The sequence below is a fragment of the Paenarthrobacter sp. NPDC090520 genome, from assembly GCF_044769205.1.
Lineage (GTDB): Bacteria > Actinomycetota > Actinomycetes > Actinomycetales > Micrococcaceae > Arthrobacter.
This window is the reverse complement of sequence record NZ_JBIVXM010000005.1, coordinates 259,140-283,842: the sequence shown is the minus strand read 5'-3', so window position 1 is coordinate 283,842 and position 24,703 is coordinate 259,140. Positions and strand designations below refer to the sequence as shown.

Genomic DNA, 24,703 nt, shown 5'->3' with positions numbered 1-24,703 from the left:
ACAACTGCGACCTACTTGGGGAGGATGAGGGCTTCGTCGAGCACCCGGCCGAAGTTCACGGGATCGTGCGCGAACCGGCCCAGGAACAGCCCGGACACTCCGGAAAGCTGCGGGAGGAGTCCCGGCTTGGCCGAGCCGCCGTAGATAATGGGCAACCCGGCCAAACCCTGCGCCGCCAGCGAATCCCGCAGCCGCGACACCACCTCCGAAACGTAGGCAGCAGAGGCAGGCTCGGGGGCACCAATCGCCCACACGGGTTCATAGGCGATCACCATCTGCGTGGCCACGGACCAATCGCCGGATACCGCCGCCTCAACCTGCCGGAAGACAACGTGCGCCGCCTCCGCGGTGTCGCCCTCAGCGGCCTCCCCGACGCACAGCAACGGCATCAGGCCATGCTCGACGGCGGCACGCACCTTGAGTGCCACGATCGCGTCGGTCTCGGCAAAGTGTGCGCGACGCTCGGCATGCCCGATTTCCACCAGGCCCACACCCAACTCCGCCAGCATGGACGGTGAGACCTCGCCCGTCCACGGCCCGTCCGCCCAGCCGCAGTTCTGCGCGCCGAGGACAAGCGGGGAACCAGCCATCAACTCAGCTGCCGCGGGCAAGACCGGGAAGGACGGAATGACGAACGGGACCACCCGCCCGGCCGCGAGGGCCGGACGGGCGTCCACTTCTTTCACCAGTTGCTCCAGCCACGCCAGGGATTGCGCGTAGCCGAGGTACATCTTGGTGCTGACCCCGATGTAGAGGGCCTCGGGCAACGTCACTTGCCCAACAACTCGTCAGCCTTGTTGGTGAAGGCCCGGGTTCCGAACATCATGATCGCGGCCAGGAACGGCAACACCCCGAGGGCATAAACGCCCATGGTTCCGGTGTCCGACGCCGTGACTTCGTTGACGGTGGTCCGCAGGATCGGTGCCACAAAACCGCCCAGGTTGCCCAGGGAGTTGATGAGTCCGATTCCCGCGGCCGCGGCAGTTCCGGTGAGGAACGCCGTCGGGTAGGACCACGCGATCGGTCCGATGGCGAGGAAGCTGCACACAGCCAGGGTGATGAAGATGATGCCCAACGTCGGCTGGTGGTTTGCGCCAGCCCAGGCGGATCCGAAGATGCACAGACCGGTGGAGACGAACAGTGCCGTGCCCCAGCGACGGCGGCGGAGGACCGTGTTGGCTGCCTTGCCGATGAAGAAGCAGGCGAAGATGCCGAAGAACCACGGGATGGCGGTCAGGAGTCCGACGGCGAGGCCCACCTTCTGGCCGGTCAGCTGGGCCACCTGCTGGGGCAGGTAGAACGTCACGCCATAGACGGCTATCTGCAGGCAGAAGTAGATGATGGTGAAGTACCAGACCTTGCCGTTCCGCATGGAGGCGAGCACGCCGCGGGGACCGGATTCTTCCTTGACGGTATCCTCGAGCGCCATGACGTCCGTCAGTGCGGTCTTCTCCTCCTTGCTCAGGAACTTGGCTTCTTGAGGGCTGTTGATCAGGAAGAAGAAGGCTGCGATGCCTGCCAGGACGGCCAGCATGCCCTCCACGAAGAACATGACCTGCCAACCGGCCACCCCAGGGACTTGGTCGCCGATGTTGATGAGCCACCCGGAGAGCGGAGCGCCGATCATCTGCGAGAAAGGCTGGGCCAGGTAGAAGATGGCGAACATCTTCACGCGGACCTTGTTGGGGAACCAGGCGGCCAGGAACATGATGACGCCGGGGAACAGGCCTGCTTCGGTGACACCCAGCAGGAAGCGGAGGATCACGAAGGACGTTTCGCCCTGCACAAAGGCGAAGCAGGCGGACACGATGCCCCACGTCACGGCGATGCGGGCAAGCCACACCTTCGCGCCGAACTTGGTGAGCAGCAGGTTGCTGGGGATCTCGAACAGGGCATAGCCAATGAAGAAGATACCCGCGCCCAGTGCGTAGGCACCGGCCGTGATGCCCTTGTCCACGCCGAGCGCGGCTTCAGCAAAGCCAACGTTGGTGCGGTCAAGGAAAGCCACCACATACAGGATGACCAGCATGGGCATGAGCCGGAAGGATGCCTTGGAAATGGCCGACTTCAAGACCGGCGAATCCAGCAACTCCTTGGTGGAAGTTGAGGCAACGGACATTGAAACTCCTCTTTGAGTAGTCAGTTGGGGGTGATGGCTTCTTGAGGGCGCGCGCCATCAACGCGGTAATCCAGCGCGGAAACGATCCGTCAGCGCGGGAAGAAAATGAGCACCAGGCCCACTGCGCAGGCGAGGATGCCTACGGCGAGGTAGACCTTGCGTTCACGGGTCCAGGTCCGCATGAAAGGGCCTAGTGCATGTACAGCCCGCCATCCACATTCAGCGTCTGGCCGGAGATGTACCCGGCGTCCTCGCTGATGAGGAAGGCGATGGCTGCTGCGATGTCGCGGGTGGATCCGACGCGGTTGACCACGAGGTCCTTGACCAACTCGCCCTTGCGCTCGTCGCTGAGGGTTCCGCCCATGATGTCGGTATCGATCGGGCCCGGCGAGATCGCGTTCACAGTGATGTCGTATTCACCCAGCTCGCGTGCCGTGGCGCGGGTCAGGCCAATGACGCCTGCCTTGGCCACGGAATATGGGGTCTTGGAAAACGTGCCGCCGCCACGCTGGGCCGAGACTGAGGAAATGTTGACGATGCGGCCAATCCGGTTCTTCACCATGGACTCGGCCACGCGGCGCGTGGCGAAGTGAACGCCGTTGAGGTTGATGCTCAGGACGCGGTCCCATTCAGCGGGTTCGAGTTCCAGGTAGCCGATGGGCGAGCTGACGCCTGCCACGTTGGCCAGTGCCACGATCTGCGGCAGTTCGGCTTCAAGCTCGTCGATGGCCGCACGGACTTCGGCTTCGCTTGAAACGTTGGCGCCGACTCCGTGGGCCTGGACACCGTATTCAGCGGCGATTTCCTTGGCGGCGGCCTTGCAGGCGGCGTCGTCCAGGTCGATGATGCCGATGTTCCACCCCTGTGCTGCGAGGTAGTTGACCGTGGCGCGGCCAATGCCACGCTCGGAGACAGCACCGGTAACGACGGCTGTACGTGATGCGGGGAAAGTCATGTCTTATCTCCTAAAAAGTGTCAGTTGATCGGTGCCGGGCCAAGCTCTTCAATGAGCTTCTGCATGGCCACGTACGCCTTGTTCCGGTAGGCGATGAGTTCCGGAGTGCGTTCGGCGGGAACGTTGAGGAAGCCGGCTCCGGTCTTGGTGCCGAGCTTGCCCGCTTCCACCAGGTCAGAAAGGATCTTCGGCGTCGCGAAGCGCTCCGGGAACCCGGTCTGCAGGGACTTGTAGCAGAAGTTGTAGACGTCCAGGCCGGCCATATCGGCGATCGCGAACGGCCCAAAGAAGGGCAAGCGGAAGCCGAACGTCGTACGGACCAGGGTGTCGACGTCGTCCGCTGTGGCGATCCCCTGCTCCACCAGCTGTGCCGCTTCGTGGAACAGCGCGTACTGCAGGCGGTTGAGCACGAAGCCGGTAACGTCCTTCACGACGGCGGTCTGCTTGCCTGCCGCGTGCACGAGGTCACGCGATGCGGACACCGTTTCCACGGACGTACCTGCGTGCGGGATGACCTCGACGCCCGGGATGAACGGCGAAGGGTTGGAGAAGTGCACGCCCAGGAAGCGCTCAGGGTTGGTGACTGCCTCCGCCAGAGCCGCGATGGAGATGGTGGACGTGTTGGAGCCGATCAAGGCATCCGGCCTGGCTGCGGCGCTGATCCGGGCCAGGGTCTGGTGCTTGATCTCGAGGACTTCCGGGACTGCTTCTTCGATGAAATCGGCGTCGGCAACGGCTTCTTCGATGTCCTTGGCTGCCCACAGGTTCTGCTTGAGGACCTCCGTGGAGCCTTCAGGGAACAGGCCGTCTGCGATGAACTGATCCGACTCTTCCAGAAGGCGGTCGTAGTTCTTCTGGGCAACTTCGGCGGACACGTCCGCGAGGGCCACGCGGGCCCCACCGAGCGCCAGCACCTGGGCGATGCCGCCGCCCATGTAGCCGGAACCTACGACGGCGATCTTCCGGGCTTGGGTTTGCGTTGAGGTCATGATCAGACCGCCTTCGTGTAGTCGGGTTCGTAGGAGCAGATGGCGTCCACCTTGGCGGAGGAGGCGGAGTTCTCGTCGAAGCGGTGGCCGAGCCATTCGCCCACGAGTTTCTTGGCCAGTTCCAAGCCAATCACCCGCTGACCGAGGGTGAGGATCTGGGCGTTGTTGCTTAGCACGGAGCGTTCGACGGAGTATGCGTCGTGTGCCGTGACAGCGCGGATTCCGGGGACCTTGTTGGCCGCGATGGCTACTCCGAGGCCCGTTCCGCAGATCAACAAAGCGCGGTCCGCTTCGCCTTCGGCAACCTTGCGGGCTGCGTCCACGGCAACGTGCGGGTACGCGGTGGAATCGTTGGCGCCAACGCCGACGTCGGTCACGGAAGCCACGCGCGGGTCCGCTTCGAGCAGGGCCTTGAGGGCGTTCTTATACTCAACGCCTGCTTCATCGTTGCCGACGACGATTCGCCAGCCTTGGGTGTTGGTCATGCTCATGCTCCGTCCCCGGCCGGCGCAGAGGCAGCGGCCAGTTGTGTATCGAGGAATTGCGAGATGCGTGCTGCGATCAGTCCGAACGAGACGGCGCCGGGGTCCGGGTGGCCGAGGCTCTTTTCCGCCAGGGGACGTGCCCGGCCCTTCAATGGGCGCAGCTCGGCGGTTGCCGCGGCAGCGGACTGGGCCGCCGCAGCGGCGAGTGCCAGTGCCCGGTCAACGGGCGCGCCGCCGTCGAGCTCTGCGAGGAACGCATCCCGGAACGGCAGGAGGGCGTCCACCATGGTCTTGTCCCCGGCGTCTGCCTTGCCGAGTTCGGTGATGGCGTTGGTAAAGGCTGTGACCGCCGCGCGGGCATCGGCGTCTGCGTACGAGTCACGGTTCCCGAGCGCCTGCCCTGCGGCGATGACGGCCGAACCCCACAGGGCGCCGGAAGTACCGCCGGCCTTTTCGCTCCAGGCCTCGCCAGCCGCGAGGAGGACGCGGGCCACAGAGGAACCGGGGGTCGCCTCGCTGGCGGCCGCAGCCGCCTCCACGCCGCGGCGCATGCCGATTCCGTGGTCGCCATCGCCGGCGATCGCGTCCAGCTTGCCAAGTTCTTCTTCATGCTCGACGACGACGTCCCGCACTTGCGCGAGGACGGCCACGGCCTGCCGCCCGAGTTCAGCCGCCGCCTGGGTGGGCTGTTCCGCTTCGGAGGTTTCGGCGTCGTCCGTCACTGCCGCGGTGCGGAGCGCGCGAGGCGCCATGCTTCCCTTGCGGAAGGCGGGAGTGTCGGCCGGCGCGGACCAATATTGCTCGAGTTCCTCGTCCAACCACAACAGCGTCAGCGACAACCCGGACATGTCCAGGCTGGTCACCAGTTCCCCACACTCTGGCTCAACAACAGTAAGCCCGGCCGCCGTGAGCAGTTTCTCAACCTTGCCGAACAGCAGGAAGAGCTCATCGTATTTGACCGTGCCCAAGCCGTTGACGATCGCAACTAGCCGGTCCCCTGAGTCCTCGGGCTTGTCCGCGAGGAGCCTGGTCACCAGGAGCTCGGCAAGCTCGGAAGCCGTAGGCATGGGGTGCTCGGAAATCCCCGGTTCGCCATGGATTCCCAGCCCCAGGGACATCTGCCCGGCGGGCACATGGAACAGCGGTTCCTTGGCCCCGGGCAGGGTGCAACCGTCGAACGCGACACCGAGGGACCGCGTGCGGTGGTTGGTCTTGATGGCCAAACGCTCGACGTCGTCAAGGTCCAGTCCCGCTTCGGCAGCGGCTCCTGCGATCTTGAAAACGGTGAGGTCACCGGCGATGCCCCGGCGCTTCTCGATCTGATCGATGGGAGCGCTGGCGATGTCATCCGTGACGAGGACGGTGCGGGTCTCGATGCCTTCGGCGTTGAGCCGGAGCTGGGCCTGGCCGAAGTGAAGGACGTCGCCGGCATAGTTGCCGTAACTGAGCAATACGCCGCCACCGGCATTCGCAGCCTTGGCCACCCGGTAGACCTGGCCGGCAGCCGGGGAGGCAAACATGTTGCCGCAGGCGGAACCCGTTGCGAGCCCCGGCCCAACAAGGCCGGCGAAGGCCGGATAGTGTCCCGAACCGCCGCCGATCACGAGCGATACCTGTCCTGCGGGAACCTCGGTGGAGCGGACCACGCCGCCGTCTACCCGTGCCACATAATTCCGGTTCGCGGCGACGAAGCCGTCCAGCGCCTCGTCTGCGAAGTCTGCCGGGTTATCGAAAATCTGCGTCATGGTTCCTAGACCCCGGCGAACTGCGTGGACGCGGGCTGGCAACCTTGGGCAACCTTGCTCTGGCCCAGCGCATAGCCGTCCTTCTTGGGCAGGACGTGGCGACGCAGGTAGTCCTGGTTGCTCGCGGTGACGCTGAGACCGTCTCCCCCGTAGTGCTCCACGCAGAGGATGCCCTGGAAACCAACGGAGAGTGCGTATTTGAAGGCCTCGCGGTAGTTGATCAGGCCGCTCTCCATCGGCGCGGGCATGGCGATGTAGCTGTCGCGGGCCACATCTTCATCGCGCATGTAGTTCTTCATGTGCCAGTAGTTGGAGTAAGGCAGGGTCTTGTGGACCAGTTCGCGCCAGTCCTCGATGGGTCGGTGCAAGCGGATCAGGTTTCCCAGGTCCGGGTTGAGACCAACGTTGTCCAGCCCGATGTCCTGGACCAACTGGACGGAGGAATCGCCGGTGCCGAGGAAGGTGTCCTCGTACATTTCCAGGGAGACCAGGATGCCGGCTTCGGCTGCATGCTCTCCGAGCTCGCGGATGCGGGACACTGCGTTGTTCCAGGCTTCCTTGTCGCCGACGGGGTCCTTGTAGCCCTCCACGGTCCAGAACCACAGCTGCTTCTGCTGTTCGGGGGTGATGGCCTGGTGCAGGCCGAAGGAGACAACTTCGCAGCCGAGTTCCGCGGCGGCGTCAATGGTGCGGTGGCTGTAGGCGAGGTTCTCGGCCCACTCTGTTTCGTGGATGACGCTGCGGCGGATGGCGGAGATGACGGGGACTCCGATGCCAACCTCGTCGGCGGTCTGCTTGAACTCGGCAAGGCGTTCCTTGCTGAGGTCGCCGGGACGGACCCAGCTGTCAGTGAGGTCCGCATTGGCGAAACCTGCGTCCTTCACTTCCTGGAAGACCTCGGCCCACACGCAAGCATCGGCGTCGTTGACCTGCAGGCCGGAAGCGTCAGTGCCCGGGAATTGGAGGAGGGCCGCGGTGATGGGCCAGTTGTCGGCGGTGTACGCCATGTGTGATCACTCCTTTGTGGAATCCTGTTTCCTATAGGATTTACGAATCAAGCAAAGCTGTCAACCCTGTTTTGGAAACTTCCTAGATCCTATATGTCTTACATATGATTGTGAAGGGGATCACGGGGAGGGCTGATGCGCGGGGCGCACCACTTGCCGCCAACCGCACCCGTAACCACAGGAGCACGAGGCGCGAACGGGTGCGCTACCCACGCAGCACAGGAGCGTGAGGCGCGAACGGGTGCCGCACAGATTGTTCTTTCGGCGGGGTCCGCCCTGGCGGGGGCCAGCCCTGGGGAGGGAATCAGCCTTGGGGAGCGTCGGCGATTGCCCGGCCGCGGACCTGCTCAACATGGTGGACCATCGCTTGGGCGGCTTGCTCTGGATCGCCGCCCAGCATGGCATCGAGGACGGCCTGATGTTCTGCGATGGCCTGCTCGGCGTCCGTGATGCCCACTCCCCCGAACAGGCGGAAGCGTTGAATCTGCCCACCCAGGGTGTTGTAGGCGGCGAGAAGGAACTGGTTGTTGGCTTGGGCCGCGATGAGTTGGTGGAAGCGCTCATCGGCTTCGAGGTAGCTCCGGTATTCCGCGAACGTGCCACCCCGCGGCGCCGTCTTCAGATCCTCCACAGCCTGCCTCAGCGCATCCAGTCCTTCCGGCGTCATCCTTGTACACGCCAACCGCGCATTGACCGGCTCGATCGATAGACGCGCTTCCATGAGCTCGGCGAAATCTTCCCGGGTGAACACCGGAGCGACGCGATAGCCCTTGAGCGCCACACGCCGGACCATGCCCGTGTGCTCCAACCTGGCCAGCGCCTCGCGCACCGGAGTGGGCGAGACCTCAAGTTCCCGGGCCATACCATCGATACTCACGGCCGCGCCGGGCTCCAGCCGACCATCCATGAGCCACTCAAGGAGGGCCTCATAAACGTGGTCGGCCAGGACTTGGCGGCTCACGGGAAAGCCGGTACGGACAGAGCTCGGGGAAGCTTCAGGCATGCCCAAATCCTATAGGAACGCCCTGCACAAGCCTCCAACATCCCCAAAAGCGCCCACCTTTTGGGCGTCACATTCCGCCCGCACTCCCCCAACTGAGTCGCATTTGTGCGCGTTTTGAGCGTTCAAAACGCGCACAAATGCGACCCAGTTGGGCAGGCACCGGTTAAGGTTCGACGCCGGCACTCGGGTGAGTGCCGGCGTCGGGATCCTGCTGGGGTGCTTTGCGCTTTAGTTGGCGTAGAACGGGTAGTCCGTGTAGCCCTCTGCGCCGTCAGCGTAGAACGTGGCCGCGTTCGGTTCGTTGACGGGAAGGCCTTCGCGCCAGCGGCGTGCGAGGTCCGGGTTGGCGATGGCGGGACGACCAACAACCACACCGTCGGCGAGACCGTTATCGATCAGTGCGATTGCCTCATCACGCGTGGTGATTTCGCTGAAGCCGGTGTTCACCAGGAAAGTTCCGTTGAAACGCTCGCGGAGGTCCTGCACCAAGGACCCCTTGGGATCGTGGTGCAGGATGCTGAGGTACGCAAGGTTCAGCGGAGCGATGGTGTCCACCAGGACCTCGTAGGTGGCGCGCACGTCCGCAGCGTCCACCTCCGCGATGCCCTGCACGTTGTGTTCCGGCGAAATCCGTATGCCAACGCGGTTCGCGCCAAGCGCTTCCACCACTGCATTGACGGTTTCGATGACGAAGCGTGCTCGGTTCTCCGGCGATCCGCCGTAGCTGTCCGTGCGGACGTTCGAGTTGGGAGCAAGGAATTCGTGGAGCAGGTAGCCGTTGGCCGAGTGAAGTTCCACACCGTCGAACCCTGCCTCAATGGCGTTGCGGGAAGCTGTGACGATTTCCTGGATTACGGCGGGGAGCTCGTCGGTGCGCAGTTCGCGCGGAACCGGATACGCCTGCTTGCCCTTCGGGGTGCGGAGTTCACCTTCGATGGCAACGGCGCTGGGTCCGACGATTTCGTGACCACCGGTGATGTCAGCGTGCGAAACGCGGCCACCGTGCATTACCTGGGCGAAGATCCTGCCACCGTCGGCGTGGACGGCGTCCGTGACCTTCTTCCAGCCTGCGATCTGCTGTTCAGTGACGAGGCCGGGCTGGCCCGTGTAGGACTGGCCGGCAGGCGTGGGATAGGTGCCTTCGCTGACGATCAGGCCAAGGGAAGCGCGCTGGCGGTAGTGCTCGGCGATGAGGTCGTTCGGAACGCCTTCCAGGCCCGCGCGCAGGCGGGTCAGGGGCGCCATGACCAGTCGGTTGGGAAGTTCGAGCTCACCGAGTGCCAGTGGAGAAAACAGCATGCGCAGTTCCTTTCAGAATGAATCAGGTTCACTCTGCCCAACTGTGCGGCGTCTGCAACTATTCCAGATGAGGCGCAGATCACAGCCCGCGCTCTATGACGGCCTGTCGATCCAAGAGGACCCGTATCTCACCGAAATGCTTGTCCCAATACAGACGACACATGTCTTCATTCATCACCGCGGGCTCAGGCACCTCGAACTCACTCTCGACAGTCAACTTCGCTCCCCGAGGTGCAATTTCGAGTCGATACGTCGTCTGGGTTTGCACATCTCCAGCGGGCAGCACGGGGCGCGTAACAGCCAACTGTTCTGGAATCTCTTGGACAACTTCTATGGCCCCTATGTCGCCGTTGCGGTGGAAGAAACACTGCAACTCCCCGGGTCCATCGGGAAGGGGAGGGACGGAGACTGCGTGGTACACGCCGTCGGTCAGCGATAGTGCCGACTCGGCGGGACGGATCAGCGCCCACACCGCCGAAGGCGGGTGCGGGAACTCCGCAGAGCTGGAAACAGTGACAGTTTTGTAGCGCGGCGGCCTGCTCGCTGACGCCCGTTGAGCGCGGCCTCTGCGGTCCGCCGTGAGCCCGTAGATAAACGTCAGCAACAACCCGCCCACAACCAGCGCCAAAACGACCAGACCCCGGCCGTCGTTCTTTTGCACCATGGACGCCCCCAACACGCTGAGGGTTACCATCCCGACCAGCGCCATCAAGACAAAGTAGGTCAAAACAGTGTTCTTCACGAGGTTCAGGGTGCCACAGGGACGGAGCCGCCCCGCGCAAGGACACCCGTCCAGGATCCCCGGAAGGAAGGGACCAGCACACGCGCCAGCCAGTTTGCCTTACTTGGTTAGCTCCCGTATCGATTCGTCGAAGCACTCGCAGAGCGTCAGGACGGCCACCAGGTGCGCTTCTTCGGCGTGGGGCGGGTCCGTGTTGACGCAGATGGCCTCGCTGACCAACTGCCCCAAGTCCTTGGACTCCTTGCCTGTCAGTGCCCACACTTTGGCCCCGGCGGTCTTGGCGGCGGCTGCGGCGTCGCGGAGGTCATCGGCGATGCCACCGGAGGCGAACAGCACCACGATGTCGCCTTTACGGACGTGTTCCGTGAGCTGAGCACCAATGGACCCACCGTCACCATCCTTGCGGGCAGTGATGGTGGTGAAAGCCGAGCCGTCGCCTCCGTTGCGGGAATCATGCACGGCCAACTCAATGGTGAACCGGTCGGCTTCGTGGGCGGACCCTTTGCTTCCCGCCGCGAAGATCCTGCCGCCGCGGAGCTTTACCCGGGCCAATTCCTCGCCCCACTCCGCCAGCCTCGATGATTCCCGCCGCAGGGCAGCAACAGCCGGGCCAATTTCGCCCAAGTGGCCGAGGACCACATCAACCGAATGCCTGTTTGGCTTGACTTCCGTCGAGCGCATCGCCTGCCCTGTCCGCCTTACCACGATGCTCACTTTCTTCCTCCGTCTCTTCCTAGAAACTATGCGTTCCTATCGCCGTCCCGTAAAGGCCTCTCGCGCACGGATTCTTCGCGGGTCGTGCCCTCAGCTCCGTTTCCGTCATGCCTCGTGCCGTCAGGGATCCCGGCGTTGCGGCCGGTACGATCCCGGGCCAGCCTTTGCCCCTGGGGCTCAGCCACTTGCGCCCTGACGTCATCATCGGTGCGGGACTGCTCCGAAGTTCGCGTCCCGTCCTTGGTGGTGCGCACATCAGGGTCTACTTTGTCCGCGTGGCGCAAGTGTTCGTCCACCCGCTCACTGGCTTCCTTGGCTTGCGCCGAATGACGCTCGGCTTCGCGGCGGAGCCGGTTCGCTTCCGCTTCAGCCTGCACGGCAGCCGCTTCCGCCTGGGCGGACTCTACTTTGGCCTGGTGGGCACCTACGGCTTCCTGATCCGCTTTTTCGCGCAGATCGACTGCTCGACGGCGGTTCGCTTCAGTCTTTTTCCGCCGACCAACCACCACCGCGATAATCACCGCGGCTATGACGATGACGGCCACTACGATAATCAGAACCAATTGCCCGGTATCCATGTGGGTTGCCTCCTTGGTGAACGGCTTTCTTGGGCGCCGCTCCTGGCCCACGCTGTGCGCGGTCGCCGCCGTGATCGCGGTGTACCCCGCCGGCCCCGCTTCCAATCGCCATGCATTCACTCCCCGGTCTTCACTGTCCGACAAATGTTTGTACCTCCCACCATCTTAACACTTTTCATCAGGCTGCTTACTAATGCGGGCGGGCGGCAGCTTGTCCCGGGGTCCGGGTCCCTTGTGCCCGGGCCGGGACTCTGATTCGCTGGGAAGGTCTCCTGCAGCGCGGGACTACTCCAGGCAAGAGCAGTGGAGATCAATGATGAAAGCAGTGACATGGCAGGGACGACGCTCAGTGGGCGTCGTTGACGTACCGGATCCAACCATCCAGGAACCCACGGATGTGATCGTTCGGATTACCTCGACAGCGATTTGCGGCTCGGACCTGCACCTCTACGAGGTCCTCGGGCCTTTCATGCACAAGGGCGACGTCATAGGGCACGAGCCCATGGGCATTGTGGAAGAAGTGGGGTCGGAAGTCCACAGGCTGAAAAAGGGCGACCGTGTGGTGGTCCCGTTCAATATCTCCTGCGGCCGCTGCTACATGTGCAACCAGGGCCTGCAGTCACAGTGTGAAACCACGCAGGTCAAGGAAAAGCATTCCGGGGCAGCACTCTTTGGCTACTCCGAGCTGTATGGTTCCGTTCCAGGCGGACAGGCACAGTACCTACGGGTTCCCTTCGGCGACTACGGCCCCGTCAAGGTGGACTCCGACCTGCCCGATGAGCGGTACCTGTTCCTTTCAGACATTTTGCCCACCGCGTGGCAGGCCGTCGACTACGCCAGCGTCCCCGACGGCGGTACGCTCGCCGTTCTGGGGTTGGGGCCGGTTGGACAGTTCGCTGCCAGGATTGGCAAGCACCAGGGCTTCCGGGTCATTGGCGTGGACCCTGTCCCGGAACGTCGGGCGATGGCCGAAGAACATGGCGTGGAGACGATGGACTACAGCCCTGACGTCTCGGAAATGATCCGGGACACAACGCTTGGCCGAGGACCTGATTCCGTCGTGGACGCGGTAGGCATGGAAGCGCATGGGTCCCCTGTGGCGTCGTTCCTCCACAAAGCGGTTTCGCTGCTTCCCGACAAGCCGGCACAGGTGGCCATGGAGACCATCAGCGTGGACCGGCTGGCCGCCTTGCACACCGCCGTCGATCTGGTGCGCCGCGGTGGGACCATCTCGCTCAGCGGCGTCTACGGCGGGCAAGCGGACCCGATGCCAATGATGACGATGTTCGACAAGCAAATACAACTCCGTATGGGGCAGTGCAATGTGCGCCGGTGGACCGACCAGCTGCTCCCCCTTGTGGAGGACGACGCCGATCCGCTGGCAGTCATGCATTTGGTCACCCACACCGGTGGTCTGGGGGAGGCTCCGGAGCTCTACGAGAAGTTCCAGAAGAAGGAAGACGGCTGCATCAAGGTGGTCCTCAAGCCCTGATGCCAACGCTCCGGAAGACCGCAGCGGATACTCAGCAAACTTACAGAATTGCTAGGTAATCTAGCGATTGTCAGCGTTCGACTATCCGGAAGGGGGCCCTCATGGGACTCGGAGACAAGATCAGCAACAAGGCCCAGGAAGTCACCGGCAAGGCAAAGGAAGCCCTGGGTGACGCCACCAACAACGAGAAACTGCAGGCTGAGGGTGTAGCCGACCAGGCCGCCGCGAAGGCCAAGCAGGCCGGCGAAAACGTCAAGGACGCCGCAAAGGACGCCTTCGACAAGTAACCCGCATGAGGGAAAGGGACGCTTTGGCCCACCGGCCAAGGCGTCCTTTTTCGATGCGCGTAACCAGGAAGTTCACCACCTAGATGATTTTCTCTTCCACCTAATTTTTGAATATCAGCACCTAATTTCCCCTGTTTCGGTCTAGGGAAGCCATTTTTTGCCACCTAGACCGATTTTCGTGTGCTCACAATGACCCGGACCGTGTGACCAATTCCGGTCTTCGCCACCCATCAGGTTCGCGGTGGGTGATGGTTCGAGGCTGTTGGGGGCTCTTGATGGGTGTTTGGGATATCGACTTGGCTGCTGCAACCACTACGCTGACGGCCGCTGCGTCACAGATTGAGACGACGCAACCATCAGTTGCCGGGATGGGTAAGGCACTGCAAAAAACGGCGGAGGCGATCCCACCGGAGGCTGCGACGGTCCTGAATGCACTCAATGACGTGGTGGAACTGAAACTCACGCCTGCTGCCACCGAGGTGGCCAGCCGGTCAGAGACCATCATCACCTCCACGGCGAAGGCCCTGGCTTTCTACCGGCAAGGTGACCTGGACATGGCCGCCGTCGCCCAGCGCAGCGCTGCCCAGGTGGAGGCCCCCGACCCGTCACCGGTCCATGGTGGCCCCGCCCTGCCCTTGCGGGGTTAGGGATGAGTGCCTTCCCTGAGACGTCGTCCGGATTAAATCCTTCGGGTGGTTTTGCGTTGCCCGATGTTGACGACCTGGATGCCGGAGCACGTTCATTGCGGCAGCACGCTGATGATTTCCTGACGGATTTCTGTACTACCGCCGCGCTGTGGCGGCAGCTCTCCTCCTCGTACAAGACCGAGGAGTCGGCGACCGTGCTGGCGGCCTTTGATCATCTGACCCCAACCGCGCAGCGCGTCCAAAGCACAGCGACAGCCTCGGCCAAGGCCCTGGAGACGTTCTCCACCACCTGCCGGGACTTGAAGCTTCGTTTGGAGGCGTATGGCCGGGCTGTACACACCTTGGATGCGGACATCTCGGTCTATCCCACCAGCGTTGAGGTCACCCACCGGCTCAAGGATGACGAGATCACCATCACCGAGCACCGCACATGGAACGGCGACGCGGACCTCAGCGACAGGCGCGCCCGGCTCGCCGCTGACATCAAGTCAATCCATGAGGAATACCTGACGGCGCAAAATACCTGCGCCGCGTCCCTGGCCGAGGTGTCCGGCGGCACGGTCTACACCGCCAGCGCCCTGCCACACGTCGATCTGCGGTCGGGCAGCGTGGTGGATGAGATCCTGTACGACGCCGGGACCACACTTGGCGTGGACCACCCCGAGCCGGAACCGCCGTGGGGCCGGGCGACGGTGCCGTACCGGCCATACGACGCTCTGGGGTTCATTCAGGGCTTTGGCGCCGGCGCGATTGAGCTGGTGGACGGCGTGTGGTCATTCGTGGGGACCGGAAACGACACTAAATCCGAGCTGGCTTGGGGTGGCGTCGGCGCCCTGGCCAGTGCTGCTCTAACTGTTAATTGGGCCAAAGTAAACGAGGGCTTCCGGAAGGAACACGCCGAGGAGGTGGCCCAGGCCGAGGAACTGCTCGGATCCCTCGGACCGGCCCTGATCCACACCAACGAGCACGCCACCAATCCGAACTGGGCCGCCGGCCAAAACATGTTCACGGTGGCCAGTGCTTCCGTGGGTTACGGCGCCGGGGCACTCATCAAATCAGGAACGGTCTTCAGCAAGGCGGGGGCACTCCCCGGACGGATGTCCATAGCGGCCACGGAGAGTGGCAAGTACGCGGCGTTGGCCGCCAGGCTCGCCGCGAGCTCCCATATCCTTCTCACCGCCGGGGACTTCCTGGCCAAGCCGGGCTCCCTGGCGTTGAAGGTTTCGGACATCCTCGCCCCCGCCACCACCGCGAAGGTCCAAGCCGCGTTGACCAGAGCCAGCGTCGGTGCCTGGAAGTTTGCTGGAGCTGTTCCGGCGGCAGCAGGCGAACTCGTCACCGGTGCCAAACGTGCCACTGCCGAGGCCCTCACCAAACTCGCAGACGGAGTACGGGCCGCAGAAGCCGTCCTGCCCAAGGCCGCGTATCCCGATGCCCACGGGACCCTCACCCACACCCACACCGGTCTCGCCGACGGGCTCGAGGCCAAAGCCGCAAAGATCCGGGAGGACAACCCGACCGCTTCCACGCCGTCCCACCGCGCAGAACCGGACACCCCGCGGCCGTCATTTGCCTCGGCGATGGAGACCAGGTTCCCCAAACCCGGGCACGTGACCGACACTGTGACGCTGCGGCACGGTGACCCCAGCTTCCCGATCCACCGCAAGGAAAACTTCGCCGCCCGAACCAACCTCAAGCCCAACACCGAGTACATCGTCGAGAACCGGCGCGTCATGAAAGGCAGCGACGGAAACGTCGATGTGCCCTCCCTTGAGAAGTACTACACCGACGAAACCGGGCACGTCACTCGCGTGGACACTTACGCAGGTGTAAGGGGCGCCTGGTCACCGGAGCTGAACAAACCCATGCCCAACGTGACCTACAACGTCATCGCCGAAGTGGACGGCGGCCTGCGGAACACGTTCACCCTCGTCATGGACCAGTACGCCCACCTCGCCTCAGCCAAGGGCCACGTCGTCTCCACCCTCGTAGGGAATTCGAACCGGAACGGCTACCAACAATGGAAGGCCGGCAGGCTCGGCGGACCCGGCTACGACGGCGGCCACGCCAGCCCGTCCGCCCTCGGTTTCATCGGTGAGAAAGCTGGCCTTTTCCCGCAACATCACTGGCAAAACCGCGGAGCGGGCATACCCAACGATGACCACAACTTCCACGAAGTCGAAATGGACGTGATCAACAAGGTCAAGAACGACCTCATGAATGGCGAGCCCGTTGATCTCAGATGGGAAATGGTGCTGAACCGATCCGACAGTGAGGCAGTCCCGGCGTCAACCGACCTATGGTTCTCATTCGACGGTATGGATCGAACAACTGCCCGGTTCAATAATCTCAAGACAAGTGAGTAGGCTTCATCAAATGGAAAAATTGGATCTGAACCAAGACCCATGGATCCGCCAAGGTCTTGCAAGGCTTCGCGAGGAGGCTTTCGGGCCACGTGGCTTTGCAATCGGCTCCGATGAACTTGTTGACGTCCTTGTCCACCGAACGTCAAGCACCTTCCGACGTGGCCGCATGTACAGGAGTGGCCAAATCGTACCTCGCCTCGATCATGCCCAGTATGCCGGGAGATTGGTTGAGGACTGGTTGACAGAATGCAGGATTCGAAGTTACCTGCCGGGGTGCGGCACGTGGACCACTGCTGAGGTCCACGTTTATCCTGACAGGCCGGGACATGTGGATTTCTTCGAAGAGGAGCACCTCGATCGAATGGCTGATGGAAGCTGGTTCCCAGGGGGCTACCCCTCCAGCGCCGCCGCTTGGGCACGACAGTTGCTCTTTTACCCCCGCACCGTCGACAACATCCCGCCCTGGATGTGGGACATCTTCCGCGCCGAAGGCATCACCCCACCCGTCTACAACCCCCGGTTCAACTCGGTCGACTGGAAGAACCGACGCCGCCCTGTCACAGACCGCGGAACCGACCTGACAGTGGAACCCACCATCATCGACCCCTCGAAAGAACCCGGCCGCCTCGCAAAATTCACCAAGAAGCTCTTCAACAAGTAGAGCGAAAACAGCAGAGCGCGCTGTGATGCCCCACAACGCGCTCCACTGCATCTCGGCACCGGGTACGGACAGTTACCGTTCAGAAGCCGGCAGCACCAATCCGCCCGACTTGTCCGTGGACAAGGCGAGGGACGAGATGTACTGGGGTTCGCCGTCGGGCCCGTCCTGGGCCGATCGCAGCATATCCGGGCGCTCGAACTCGAGGCCGGTGACATGGCAAAGGAGTTTGGCATCGCTGGGGTTGCCGTCGGCGTCGAACATGGGGAGATCAATGCCGTCGTCGATCCGGCGAAGGTAGTAGCGTCCCCGGGTCCACAGGGCCAGGACCGGGGGCAACACGAGCGCCAATACCACGGCGAAGATCGGCGAGTACGGCTGCACGGCAGAACCAAACGCTCCGAAGAACACTGCGATGGAGACCGCTGCAGAGACCAGCATGGACACGAAGCCCACCGGGTTGATGGCGTAGAGCATGCCGCGGCGGAATTCCGGAACCTTGGGCGAAATCTTCAGGAGGTACTTGTTGATGGCAATGTCCGAGGCCACCGTGACCACCCACGCCATGGCGCAGTTAGCGTAGAAACCAAGGATGGTGTTGAGGAAGTCGAACATGTTGGACTCCATCAGGATCAGGGCAATGACCAGGTTGACCACCACGAAGACCATGCGGCCCGGGTAGGTCTTGGTGATCCGGGTGAAGGAGTTGGTCCACGCGAGCGAGCCGGAGTAGGCGTTGGTGACGTTGATCTTGATCTGGGAGATGACCACCAGCACCACGGCCAGTGTCATGGCCAACCAGGCCGGCATCATCTCCTGGTAGACACCCAGGAACTGGTGCACGGGTTCGTTGGCGTGGACGGAGGCGGCGGGATCGAGCGTGGCGATGAGGTAGATCGCGATGAACAGGCCAACGATCTGCTTGATGGCACCGAACAGGACCCAGCCCGGGCCGGCGAGGATCACAGCACGCCACCAGGCGCCCTTGTTTTCAGCGGTCTTGGGTGGCATGAAACGGAGGTAGTCGATCTGCTCGGCGATCTGGGCCATGAGCGAGAGGCAGACACCCGCGGCCAGCATCACGGAGGCCAGGTTGGGTCCGCCGTCACCTGATTCACCTGTGTAAGCGAAGAAGGAGTCGATGCTTTCCGGGTGGGAGATGACCAGGTACCCCACGGGGACCACCATCAGGAGCAGCCACAGTGGGGTGGTCCAGACCTGCAGCGTGGCCAGTGTCTTCATCCCGTAGATCACCAAGGGAATGATGATGATGGTTGAAACCGCGTAGCCCAACCACTGCGGAACACCCAGGCCGAGCTCCAGTCCCTGCGCCATGATGGAGCCTTCCAGGGCGAAGAAGATGAACGTGAACGTCGCGAAGATAACGTTCGTGACCACGGATCCGTAGTAGCCGAAGCCCGAACCGCGGGTGATGAGGTCCAGGTCGATGTTGTACCGGGCGGCGTAATAGGCCAGCGGGAAACCGGTAGCGAAGATGATGACCGCTGCCACGATAATGCCGAGGATGGCATTCACCGTGCCGTAGGCGATGCCGATGTTGGCGCCAATGGAGAAATCGGCCAAGTAGGCGATTCCGCCCAAGGCACTCGTCGCCACCACACCGGCACTCCATTTCCGGTAGGACCGCGGGGCAAAACGAAGGGTGTAGTCCTCCAGGCTTTCCTTGGCCGCGCTCATCGCGTCGGCGTTGCCTGCCGCTGCCGCGATGGGGGCGCCGCTTACGACGGCGGTACTCGCCGCCGTCGTCGGCTCCAGTGTCCGGGTACTGGTCACATCGTCACTCATACGTCATCACTTTCCTTGGCCGGTGGTTCGCCCACGACGCTAGTCACGCAGCGCGTCAAATCAGTCACAAGCATGTTTCACGGCTGTAACTTCTGCACCAAGCGTCACGCCTTGAGTTCGCAGAAGCCGTCCAAAATGGGCCCTGCCGGTTTGTGAGTACCCCACAAAATCGCTGTTCCGCGGCGCGGATACCGTCTACTGCATGACCACCGATTCAACCCAAGAAACCACTGCTTACGCCATTCTTGACCTCGCAAGGGAGCAGGTCCTGGATCGCGGCGAAGGCCTCACCGAAGCCCAACTTGTGGAGATCCTCCAACTCCCGGACGAAGCGATCCCTGGCGCGCTGCAATTGGCGCACGAGGTCCGGCTCAAGCATTGCGGCGAGGACGTGGAGGTTGAGGGCATCATCTCCATCAAGACCGGCGGCTGCCCCGAGGACTGCCACTTCTGCAGCCAGTCCGGACTGTTCGACTCCCCCGTCCGCGGCGTGTGGCTGGACATCCCGGAACTGGTCAAGGCCGCGAAAGAAACGGCTGCGACTGGTGCCACCGAATTCTGCATCGTGGCCGCCGTCCGTGGTCCGGACATCAAGCTGATGAACCAGATCAAGTTCGCGATCGACCGCATCAACGAAGAAGTGGACATCAACATCGCTTGCTCGCTGGGCATGCTCACCCAGCGGCAGGTGGACCAGCTCAAGGAGTGGGGCGTCCACCGCTACAACCACAACCTCGAAACGGCCCGAAGCTATTTCCCCGAGGTCGTCACGACACACAGCTACGAGGAACGCCTGGAAACCTGCGCCATGGTCAAGGCTGCCGGGATGGAGCTGTGCTGCGGTGCCCTGATCGGCATGGGCGAGACGCTCCACCAAAGGGCCGAACTCGCGGCCCAGCTCGCTGCACTGGAACCCCACGAGGTCCCCTTGAACTTCCTCAACCCCCGCCCCGGAACGCCCTTGGAAAACCAAGGAATCATGGGCGGCAAGGACGCCCTGCGTGCCATCGCCGCCTTCCGTCTGGCCATGCCGCGCACCGTCCTGCGCTACGCCGGCGGCCGCGAACTGACCCTGGGAGACCTCGGCACCAGGGACGGCTTGCTCGGTGGCATCAATGCTGTGATCGTCGGGAACTACCTCACCACCCTGGGCCGCCCCGCCACCGCGGACCTCAACCTCCTGGTGGAACTCAACATGCCCATCAAGGAATTCCAGAAGTCGCTGTGAATGCCGAAGCCGGCTACTGCGGACACTGCGGCGGCGAAGCTACAGGCGAGACAGCCACCCAGGGTGGGAGTCCGACGTCGGCCGCCCACCACGGCTGCCAACAGCAGTTGGTGATGGAGCCACCCAGGTACTGCGCCCAGTGCAGGCGCCGCATGAAGGTCCAGGTCACTCCGCTGGGTTGGACCGCCGAATGTTCCCGTCACGGAAGGGTCACCCCATGAGCTCGCTCATCGAACGGGACCGAGCCAGCTTGTGGCACCCGTACGCCCCTGCCTCGGCGACCCTCCCGTTGTGGGCCGTGGAGGCGGCCGACGGCGTGGCGCTGCGGCTGCGGGACGAGGACGGACGGATCCATGAGGTGCTCGACGCGATGTCCTCGTGGTGGTCGGTGATCCACGGCTACCGGCACCCCGTACTCGACGCCGCCGCCCACCGCCAAGTGGAGCATTTCAGCCATGTCATGTTCGGCGGCCTGACCCACCAGCCAGCAGTGGAACTGGCGGAACGGCTTGCAGCTATGACGCCGGGAAACCTCGAACGTGTGTTCCTGGCTGATTCGGGGTCCATCTCCGTGGAGGTGGCGCTGAAACTGGCCGTGCAGTTCCAGACGGCGAAGGGGCGCCCGAAGCGCCAACGCTTCCTGACCATCAGGGGCGGGTACCACGGGGACACCTTCGCTGCCATGGGCGTTTGCGACCCAGTGGACGGCATGCATTCGGCGTTTCCCGGCTTGCTGGCAAAGAACGTCTTCGCGCCACGTCCACCGGCCGCAGCCAAAGCGACCCCTGCGGCGATGGAACAGTGGCGTGCCGACGTCGAAAGACTGGCAAGCGAACACACCGATGAGCTGGCCGCGATCATCGTGGAACCCGTCCTGCAGGGCGCCGGCGGCATGTTCGCCTATCCCGCAGAGTGCGTGCGGATCCTGCGCGAGGTGGCGAACCATCACGGACTGCTGCTCATCCTCGACGAAATCGCCACGGGCTTTGGACGCACCGGCGAACTCTTCGCAGCCGACCACGCCGGTGTCACTCCGGACATCATGTGCGTCGGCAAGGCCCTCACCGGCGGCTACCTCACGCTTGCCGCAACCGTGTGCACCGCGGAGGTGGCGAAGGCGGTGTCCGGTGGAGGCGCGGGTGCGTTGCTGCACGGGCCCACGTTCATGGCCAACCCCTTGGCGTGCGCCGTGGCGAACGCCAGCCTGGGGTTGCTGCAGGAAGGCACCTGGCGTGCTGACGTGGCCCGGGTGGGTGCCGGACTCGCGTCCGGGCTGACCCCGGCGTTGAAGCTCGACGGCGTCACGGACGTTCGTACCATCGGCGGTGTAGGGGTCATCGAGCTGAGGGACGCCGTGGACGTCGCCGCGGTGACACGGACCGCCGTCGAGCATGGCGTCTGGGTACGCCCCTTCCGGAACCTCATCTATGCCATGCCGCCCTACATCAGTTCTGCTGCCGAGGTGCAGTCCATTGCTGAGGGAATGGTGGCTGCCGCCCAGGGCGTTCAGGCAAGCGACGGGGTGGCCGCATGAGCCGCGCCATGACCACCTGGCTGGAACAGCAGGCCGCCGTCCGCGAGCGCCGGGGGCTGACCAGGACGCCAGGAGTGCGCGGCCCACGGGACGGGATGGTGGACCTGGCCGGCAACGACTACCTTGGGCTGGCCACGGATCCACGCCTGGCTGAGGTCGCAGGAGAAGCGGCTGACCGGTGGGGCACGGGTGCCACGTCGTCGCGGTTGGTGGCCGGGACCACAGAACTCCACATGGAACTCGAACATGAACTCGCAGGCTTGGTGGGGGCAGACGCTGCGTTGGTGTTTTCCTCCGGCTACCTGGCCAATCTGGGGATCATCACGTCCCTCGGCGGGCCGGGGACCTTGATCGTGGCGGATGAGCACTGCCATGCCTCCATGATCGACGGGTTCAGGCTCAGCCGCTCGGAGACGGCAACGTTCAGGCACAACGACGCCTCCCACGCGGGATCGTTGCTCCAGGGCAGGACGCAACCACGCGCGCTGGTGGTGGTCGAATCCATCTACAGCGTGGGAGGTGATGCCGCGCCTTTGGATGACTTGCTGGGCCTCGCCGAGGAGCATGACGCGGTGCTGTTGGTGGACGACGCCCACGGACTGGGCGTTGCCGGCTCGGACGCGTTCAGTGGCCGTGGTTCCATCGCAGGTACGGCCCTTGCCGGCCATCCGAACGTGGTGGTGACGGCGACGCTTTCGAAGGCCTTGGGCAGCCAAGGAGGGGTTGTGTTGGGTTCGGCCTTGGTTCGGGAGCACCTGGTCAACCGCTCGCGGAGTTTCATCTTCGATACCGCCCTGGCCCCGCCCGCAGCGGCGGCTGCGCTTGCCGCCGTCGGGATTATCCGGAAGGAGCCTTGGCGCGCGGCCGCCGTGCACCGGAACGCGGCACGCCTCGCCGCACACCTGGAGCTGGAGCCCACCGCGGGCGCCGTGCAGACCCTCCGCATGCCTTCAGCCGAAGCTGCCGTCGCAGCAAGCCGGGCAGCGGCAGTGGCGGGCGTGCGCGTTGGCTGTTTCCGCCCACCATCGGTTCCGGACGGGACGTCCCGCCTGCGCCTGACCTCCCATGCGGGCCTCACCCCGGACCACCTTGACCACGCGTGCGCCGTGCTGCGCCACATCCTGGAGGAAACCCCATGACCCTTCCACGCATCATCCTGGTGACCGGTACCGACACTGGAGTCGGGAAAACCATGACGACGGCGGCGCTCGCCGCAGCCTTGCAACAGCACGGGCACGCTGTGGCCGTCTACAAACCGTGCCAGACGGGCAACAACCTGGGCGACTCGGACATCGCCGAAGTGGTCCGACTCGCGGGACCGCTTCGGGCCGAGGCGGGCCTTGTGTTGGAGGAACCGATGGCGCCGGTGCCTGCCGCCGAAATCGATGGGGTGGCACTGCCGCCGTTGCTGGTGCACGCCGAGCGCATCCTTGGCCTGGCGTCCGGCCACGACTACGTCCTGGTGGAAGGGGCCGGCGGTTTGCTCGTGGAGTTGGATCACGACGGCGGCACCTTGGCTGCGTTGGGCTCCGTCCTTGGCAGCCGGGCTGGTTTCGTCGTGGTAGCCCGGCCCTCGCTGGGCACGTTGAACCACACCGCCTTGACGCTCGAGGCCCTGGAGCGGCGTGGCCTGCATGTTTCCGGGGTGGTGCTGGGACGGTGGCCGGCCACGCCGGGTTTGGTGGAACGGGGCAACAGGGCCGCCCTGGGTTCGGGCCGTCTTCCTCTTCTGGGCGCCGTCGATGACGGCGCGGCGACGTTGGAGCCCGACGTGTTTCGCCAACGGGCAACCTCATGGTTTGAGGGGGTCGCCGTATGAGCGGGGCTGTGGCCACGCCCGGGGTCCAGCCAGCGGCGCTGGAGTGTCCCTACAAGGTGGTGCGGGACCCGGATACCGTGCGCCAGGTCCTGCACCGGCCCGATGATTTCAGCCCGACCAATGCGCTGCTGGCTGTCACTCCCCTGAGCGGTCAAGCCCTCCGGATTTTGCAGAAGGCCCGGTTCGCTCTTCCGCCTGTCCTGGCCAGCAACCCTGGCCCGTCACATGCCGGGATCCGCCGGGTGGTGGCCGGCTTCTTCACACCGGCCAAAGTAGCTGCGATGGAGCCACGGATCCACGCTTTGGCCCGCGATGCGGTGGCCGGGGCAGGCAGTGACCTGGCTTCGAAGGGCACCGTGGATCTGGTCCAGTCGGTTGCTGCGTTCCCTCCTGCCATTGTCATGATGGAAATGCTGGGGTTGCCCGTCCGGGACCTTCCACAGCTCAAGGCCTGGAGCCTGGACTCGCTGGAGCTGTTTTGGGGCTGGCCAGAGCCCGTGCGGCAAGTGGAACTGGCGCACAGCGCCGCCGGGTTCTACACCTGGTTGCGCGAACTGGTCCTTGAAGCCGTGGCGGCCCCCGGCGTGAACCTGTTTAAGGCGTTGGCACAGCATGGCCTGAGTGTTCCGGAGGTGTGCTCGCTCGGATATTTCCTCCTGATCGCGGGGCAGGAGACCACCACACAACTCATCAGCACCGCACTGTTCCGGCTCCTGGAAGGGTCTCGGGGCATGAACTGGGAGGATGCAGCGTCCGGTGCCAAAGCCCGGGACTTCGTCCGGCATATCCTGGCCACGGAGTCATCCGTTCCAACGTGGCGCCGGGTCGCGGTCCGGGACACGGAGCTCAAGGGCGAGCCCGTTGCTGCGGGCCAGGAGATCCTGGTTGAACTGACCGGGAACCACGGATTTCCGTGGGCTCCGGCAGGCGACCCATCCGGCGTCGGAGATGTACCCGGGCGGCCGGGCCCCACACCCTATGGCCTTGCTTTTGGCTCCGGCATCCACCGCTGCCTCGGTGCGAAACTCGCGGAGCTTGAGGCCGCCGTCGTGGTTGAAGAGACTGCCTCGGCACTCAAGCGGGTCAGGCTGCACGGACCCGCCCCGGAGTGGTTGCGCCTCCTGTCCTTCCAGGCACCCCGGACCGTCACGGTAGCCGCCCCACCCAACTAGCCACAGCCCCGCCCCTGCCCAACTGGGTCGCATTTGTGCGCGTTTTGACCGTTCAAAA

23 protein-coding genes are annotated in these 24,703 nt (G+C 63.9%); 10 read left to right on the top strand and 13 right to left on the bottom strand.

Annotation, left to right across the window (positions count from 1 at the left end; translation table 11 throughout):
* Positions 1–11: 11 nt before the first annotated feature.
* The 12 genes from ACIQTZ_RS09105 to ACIQTZ_RS09050 form a co-directional block, all read right to left on the bottom strand.
* Positions 12–773 (bottom strand): triose-phosphate isomerase family protein, encoded by a 762-nt coding sequence (locus ACIQTZ_RS09105; RefSeq protein WP_402979686.1) that lies wholly within the window; start codon positions 771–773, stop codon positions 12–14.
* The gene (locus ACIQTZ_RS09100; protein ID WP_400334339.1) at positions 770–2,119 is read right to left on the bottom strand and encodes an MFS transporter; all 1,350 of its coding nucleotides are present in this window, start codon (positions 2,117–2,119) and stop codon (positions 770–772) included. Before ACIQTZ_RS09100 ends, ACIQTZ_RS09105 begins: the two co-directional genes overlap by 4 nt.
* Before the next feature lie 190 nt (positions 2,120–2,309).
* Complete coding sequence (locus ACIQTZ_RS09095; RefSeq protein WP_402979683.1) at positions 2,310–3,074, bottom strand: SDR family NAD(P)-dependent oxidoreductase; 765 nt, start codon at positions 3,072–3,074, stop codon at positions 2,310–2,312.
* Between the two features lie 20 nt (positions 3,075–3,094).
* Complete coding sequence (locus ACIQTZ_RS09090) at positions 3,095–4,063, bottom strand: 3-hydroxyacyl-CoA dehydrogenase family protein (protein ID WP_402979680.1); 969 nt, start codon at positions 4,061–4,063, stop codon at positions 3,095–3,097.
* Positions 4,064–4,065: 2 nt separating this feature from the next.
* The gene (locus tag ACIQTZ_RS09085; RefSeq protein WP_402979677.1) at positions 4,066–4,548 is read right to left on the bottom strand and encodes a ribose-5-phosphate isomerase; all 483 of its coding nucleotides are present in this window, start codon (positions 4,546–4,548) and stop codon (positions 4,066–4,068) included.
* A gap of 2 nt (positions 4,549–4,550) precedes the next feature.
* The gene (gene dhaL, locus ACIQTZ_RS09080; RefSeq protein ID WP_402979674.1) at positions 4,551–6,293 is read right to left on the bottom strand and encodes a dihydroxyacetone kinase subunit DhaL; all 1,743 of its coding nucleotides are present in this window, start codon (positions 6,291–6,293) and stop codon (positions 4,551–4,553) included.
* Between the two features lie 5 nt (positions 6,294–6,298).
* Entirely contained in the window at positions 6,299–7,300 is a 1,002-nt protein-coding gene (locus ACIQTZ_RS09075) for a sugar phosphate isomerase/epimerase family protein (RefSeq protein WP_402979671.1), read from the bottom strand.
* Between the two features lie 304 nt (positions 7,301–7,604).
* Positions 7,605–8,303 carry a GntR family transcriptional regulator gene (locus tag ACIQTZ_RS09070; RefSeq protein WP_402979668.1) on the bottom strand — a complete coding sequence of 233 codons (699 nt, stop codon included), beginning with the start codon at positions 8,301–8,303 and terminating at the stop codon, positions 7,605–7,607.
* A 228-nt stretch (positions 8,304–8,531) separates the two neighbouring features.
* Positions 8,532–9,602 (bottom strand): alkene reductase, encoded by a 1,071-nt coding sequence (locus tag ACIQTZ_RS09065; RefSeq protein ID WP_402947433.1) that lies wholly within the window; start codon positions 9,600–9,602, stop codon positions 8,532–8,534.
* 79 nt (positions 9,603–9,681) lie between these two features.
* The gene (locus tag ACIQTZ_RS09060) at positions 9,682–10,344 is read right to left on the bottom strand and encodes a hypothetical protein (RefSeq protein WP_402979665.1); all 663 of its coding nucleotides are present in this window, start codon (positions 10,342–10,344) and stop codon (positions 9,682–9,684) included.
* Positions 10,345–10,443: 99 nt separating this feature from the next.
* Complete coding sequence (locus ACIQTZ_RS09055) at positions 10,444–11,058, bottom strand: SIS domain-containing protein (protein WP_402979662.1); 615 nt, start codon at positions 11,056–11,058, stop codon at positions 10,444–10,446.
* 26 nt (positions 11,059–11,084) lie between these two features.
* Positions 11,085–11,636: a hypothetical protein gene (locus ACIQTZ_RS09050; RefSeq protein ID WP_402979659.1), complete on the bottom strand. Its 552-nt coding sequence runs from the start codon at positions 11,634–11,636 to the stop codon at positions 11,085–11,087.
* A gap of 316 nt (positions 11,637–11,952) precedes the next feature.
* Between ACIQTZ_RS09050 and ACIQTZ_RS09045 the strand changes: the two genes are divergently transcribed.
* The 5 genes from ACIQTZ_RS09045 to ACIQTZ_RS09025 all read left to right on the top strand — a co-directional run bounded on the left by ACIQTZ_RS09045 (position 11,953) and on the right by ACIQTZ_RS09025 (position 17,089).
* The gene (locus ACIQTZ_RS09045; protein WP_402979656.1) at positions 11,953–13,128 is read left to right on the top strand and encodes a zinc-dependent alcohol dehydrogenase; all 1,176 of its coding nucleotides are present in this window, start codon (positions 11,953–11,955) and stop codon (positions 13,126–13,128) included.
* A gap of 101 nt (positions 13,129–13,229) precedes the next feature.
* Positions 13,230–13,415 (top strand): CsbD family protein, encoded by a 186-nt coding sequence (locus tag ACIQTZ_RS09040; RefSeq protein WP_397323006.1) that lies wholly within the window; start codon positions 13,230–13,232, stop codon positions 13,413–13,415.
* A gap of 275 nt (positions 13,416–13,690) precedes the next feature.
* Positions 13,691–14,062 carry a DUF6507 family protein gene (locus ACIQTZ_RS09035; RefSeq protein WP_400334316.1) on the top strand — a complete coding sequence of 124 codons (372 nt, stop codon included), beginning with the start codon at positions 13,691–13,693 and terminating at the stop codon, positions 14,060–14,062.
* Positions 14,063–14,064: 2 nt separating this feature from the next.
* Positions 14,065–16,428 (top strand): hypothetical protein, encoded by a 2,364-nt coding sequence (locus ACIQTZ_RS09030; protein ID WP_402979653.1) that lies wholly within the window; start codon positions 14,065–14,067, stop codon positions 16,426–16,428.
* Between the two features lie 361 nt (positions 16,429–16,789).
* Positions 16,790–17,089 carry a hypothetical protein gene (locus ACIQTZ_RS09025; RefSeq protein ID WP_402979650.1) on the top strand — a complete coding sequence of 100 codons (300 nt, stop codon included), beginning with the start codon at positions 16,790–16,792 and terminating at the stop codon, positions 17,087–17,089.
* Positions 17,090–17,161: 72 nt separating this feature from the next.
* Here ACIQTZ_RS09025 and ACIQTZ_RS09020 read toward each other — a convergent pair whose 3' ends face one another.
* Positions 17,162–18,892, bottom strand: a complete 1,731-nt coding sequence (locus ACIQTZ_RS09020) for a purine-cytosine permease family protein (RefSeq protein ID WP_402979647.1) — start codon at positions 18,890–18,892, stop codon at positions 17,162–17,164.
* Positions 18,893–19,094: 202 nt separating this feature from the next.
* Here ACIQTZ_RS09020 and bioB point away from each other — a divergent pair, with 202 nt between their 5' ends.
* From bioB to ACIQTZ_RS08995, 5 genes are all read left to right on the top strand, one after another.
* Positions 19,095–20,120 (top strand): biotin synthase BioB, encoded by a 1,026-nt coding sequence (gene bioB / locus ACIQTZ_RS09015; protein WP_400334304.1) that lies wholly within the window; start codon positions 19,095–19,097, stop codon positions 20,118–20,120.
* Between the two features lie 217 nt (positions 20,121–20,337).
* Positions 20,338–21,654: an adenosylmethionine--8-amino-7-oxononanoate transaminase gene (bioA, locus tag ACIQTZ_RS09010; protein WP_402979644.1), complete on the top strand. Its 1,317-nt coding sequence runs from the start codon at positions 20,338–20,340 to the stop codon at positions 21,652–21,654.
* Between the two features lie 8 nt (positions 21,655–21,662).
* Positions 21,663–22,793 (top strand): 8-amino-7-oxononanoate synthase, encoded by a 1,131-nt coding sequence (locus ACIQTZ_RS09005; RefSeq protein ID WP_402979723.1) that lies wholly within the window; start codon positions 21,663–21,665, stop codon positions 22,791–22,793.
* Positions 22,790–23,473, top strand: a complete 684-nt coding sequence (bioD, locus tag ACIQTZ_RS09000) for a dethiobiotin synthase (RefSeq protein WP_402979641.1) — start codon at positions 22,790–22,792, stop codon at positions 23,471–23,473. The genes ACIQTZ_RS09005 and bioD overlap by 4 nt, the downstream gene beginning before the upstream one ends.
* On the top strand, positions 23,470–24,645 hold the full coding sequence (locus tag ACIQTZ_RS08995) for a cytochrome P450 (protein WP_402979638.1): 1,176 nt from the start codon (positions 23,470–23,472) through the stop codon (positions 24,643–24,645). The genes bioD and ACIQTZ_RS08995 overlap by 4 nt, the downstream gene beginning before the upstream one ends.
* The last annotated feature ends 58 nt before the right edge of the window (positions 24,646–24,703 follow it).

Bases quoted from the DNA above. Each gene is read 5' to 3' on its own strand.
- bioD (WP_402979641.1), top strand. From the start codon at position 22,790: ATGACCCTTCCACGCATCATCCTGGTGACCGGTACCGACACTGGAGTC.
- ACIQTZ_RS09050 (WP_402979659.1), bottom strand. From the start codon at position 11,636: ATGGATACCGGGCAATTGGTTCTGATTATCGTAGTGGCCGTCATCGTC.
- ACIQTZ_RS08995 (WP_402979638.1), top strand. From the start codon at position 23,470: ATGAGCGGGGCTGTGGCCACGCCCGGGGTCCAGCCAGCGGCGCTGGAG.
- ACIQTZ_RS09005 (WP_402979723.1), top strand. From the start codon at position 21,663: ATGACCACCTGGCTGGAACAGCAGGCCGCCGTCCGCGAGCGCCGGGGG.
- ACIQTZ_RS09030 (WP_402979653.1), top strand. From the start codon at position 14,065: ATGAGTGCCTTCCCTGAGACGTCGTCCGGATTAAATCCTTCGGGTGGT.
- ACIQTZ_RS09045 (WP_402979656.1), top strand. From the start codon at position 11,953: ATGAAAGCAGTGACATGGCAGGGACGACGCTCAGTGGGCGTCGTTGAC.
- ACIQTZ_RS09025 (WP_402979650.1), top strand. From the start codon at position 16,790: ATGGCTGATGGAAGCTGGTTCCCAGGGGGCTACCCCTCCAGCGCCGCC.
- ACIQTZ_RS09070 (WP_402979668.1), bottom strand. From the start codon at position 8,303: ATGCCTGAAGCTTCCCCGAGCTCTGTCCGTACCGGCTTTCCCGTGAGC.
- ACIQTZ_RS09095 (WP_402979683.1), bottom strand. From the start codon at position 3,074: ATGACTTTCCCCGCATCACGTACAGCCGTCGTTACCGGTGCTGTCTCC.
- ACIQTZ_RS09040 (WP_397323006.1), top strand. From the start codon at position 13,230: ATGGGACTCGGAGACAAGATCAGCAACAAGGCCCAGGAAGTCACCGGC.
- bioA (WP_402979644.1), top strand. From the start codon at position 20,338: ATGAGCTCGCTCATCGAACGGGACCGAGCCAGCTTGTGGCACCCGTAC.
- ACIQTZ_RS09100 (WP_400334339.1), bottom strand. From the start codon at position 2,119: ATGTCCGTTGCCTCAACTTCCACCAAGGAGTTGCTGGATTCGCCGGTC.
- ACIQTZ_RS09035 (WP_400334316.1), top strand. From the start codon at position 13,691: ATGGGTGTTTGGGATATCGACTTGGCTGCTGCAACCACTACGCTGACG.
- ACIQTZ_RS09090 (WP_402979680.1), bottom strand. From the start codon at position 4,063: ATGACCTCAACGCAAACCCAAGCCCGGAAGATCGCCGTCGTAGGTTCC.
- ACIQTZ_RS09065 (WP_402947433.1), bottom strand. From the start codon at position 9,602: ATGCTGTTTTCTCCACTGGCACTCGGTGAGCTCGAACTTCCCAACCGA.
- ACIQTZ_RS09075 (WP_402979671.1), bottom strand. From the start codon at position 7,300: ATGGCGTACACCGCCGACAACTGGCCCATCACCGCGGCCCTCCTCCAA.
- ACIQTZ_RS09085 (WP_402979677.1), bottom strand. From the start codon at position 4,548: ATGACCAACACCCAAGGCTGGCGAATCGTCGTCGGCAACGATGAAGCA.
- bioB (WP_400334304.1), top strand. From the start codon at position 19,095: ATGACCACCGATTCAACCCAAGAAACCACTGCTTACGCCATTCTTGAC.
- ACIQTZ_RS09020 (WP_402979647.1), bottom strand. From the start codon at position 18,892: ATGAGTGACGATGTGACCAGTACCCGGACACTGGAGCCGACGACGGCG.
- dhaL (WP_402979674.1), bottom strand. From the start codon at position 6,293: ATGACGCAGATTTTCGATAACCCGGCAGACTTCGCAGACGAGGCGCTG.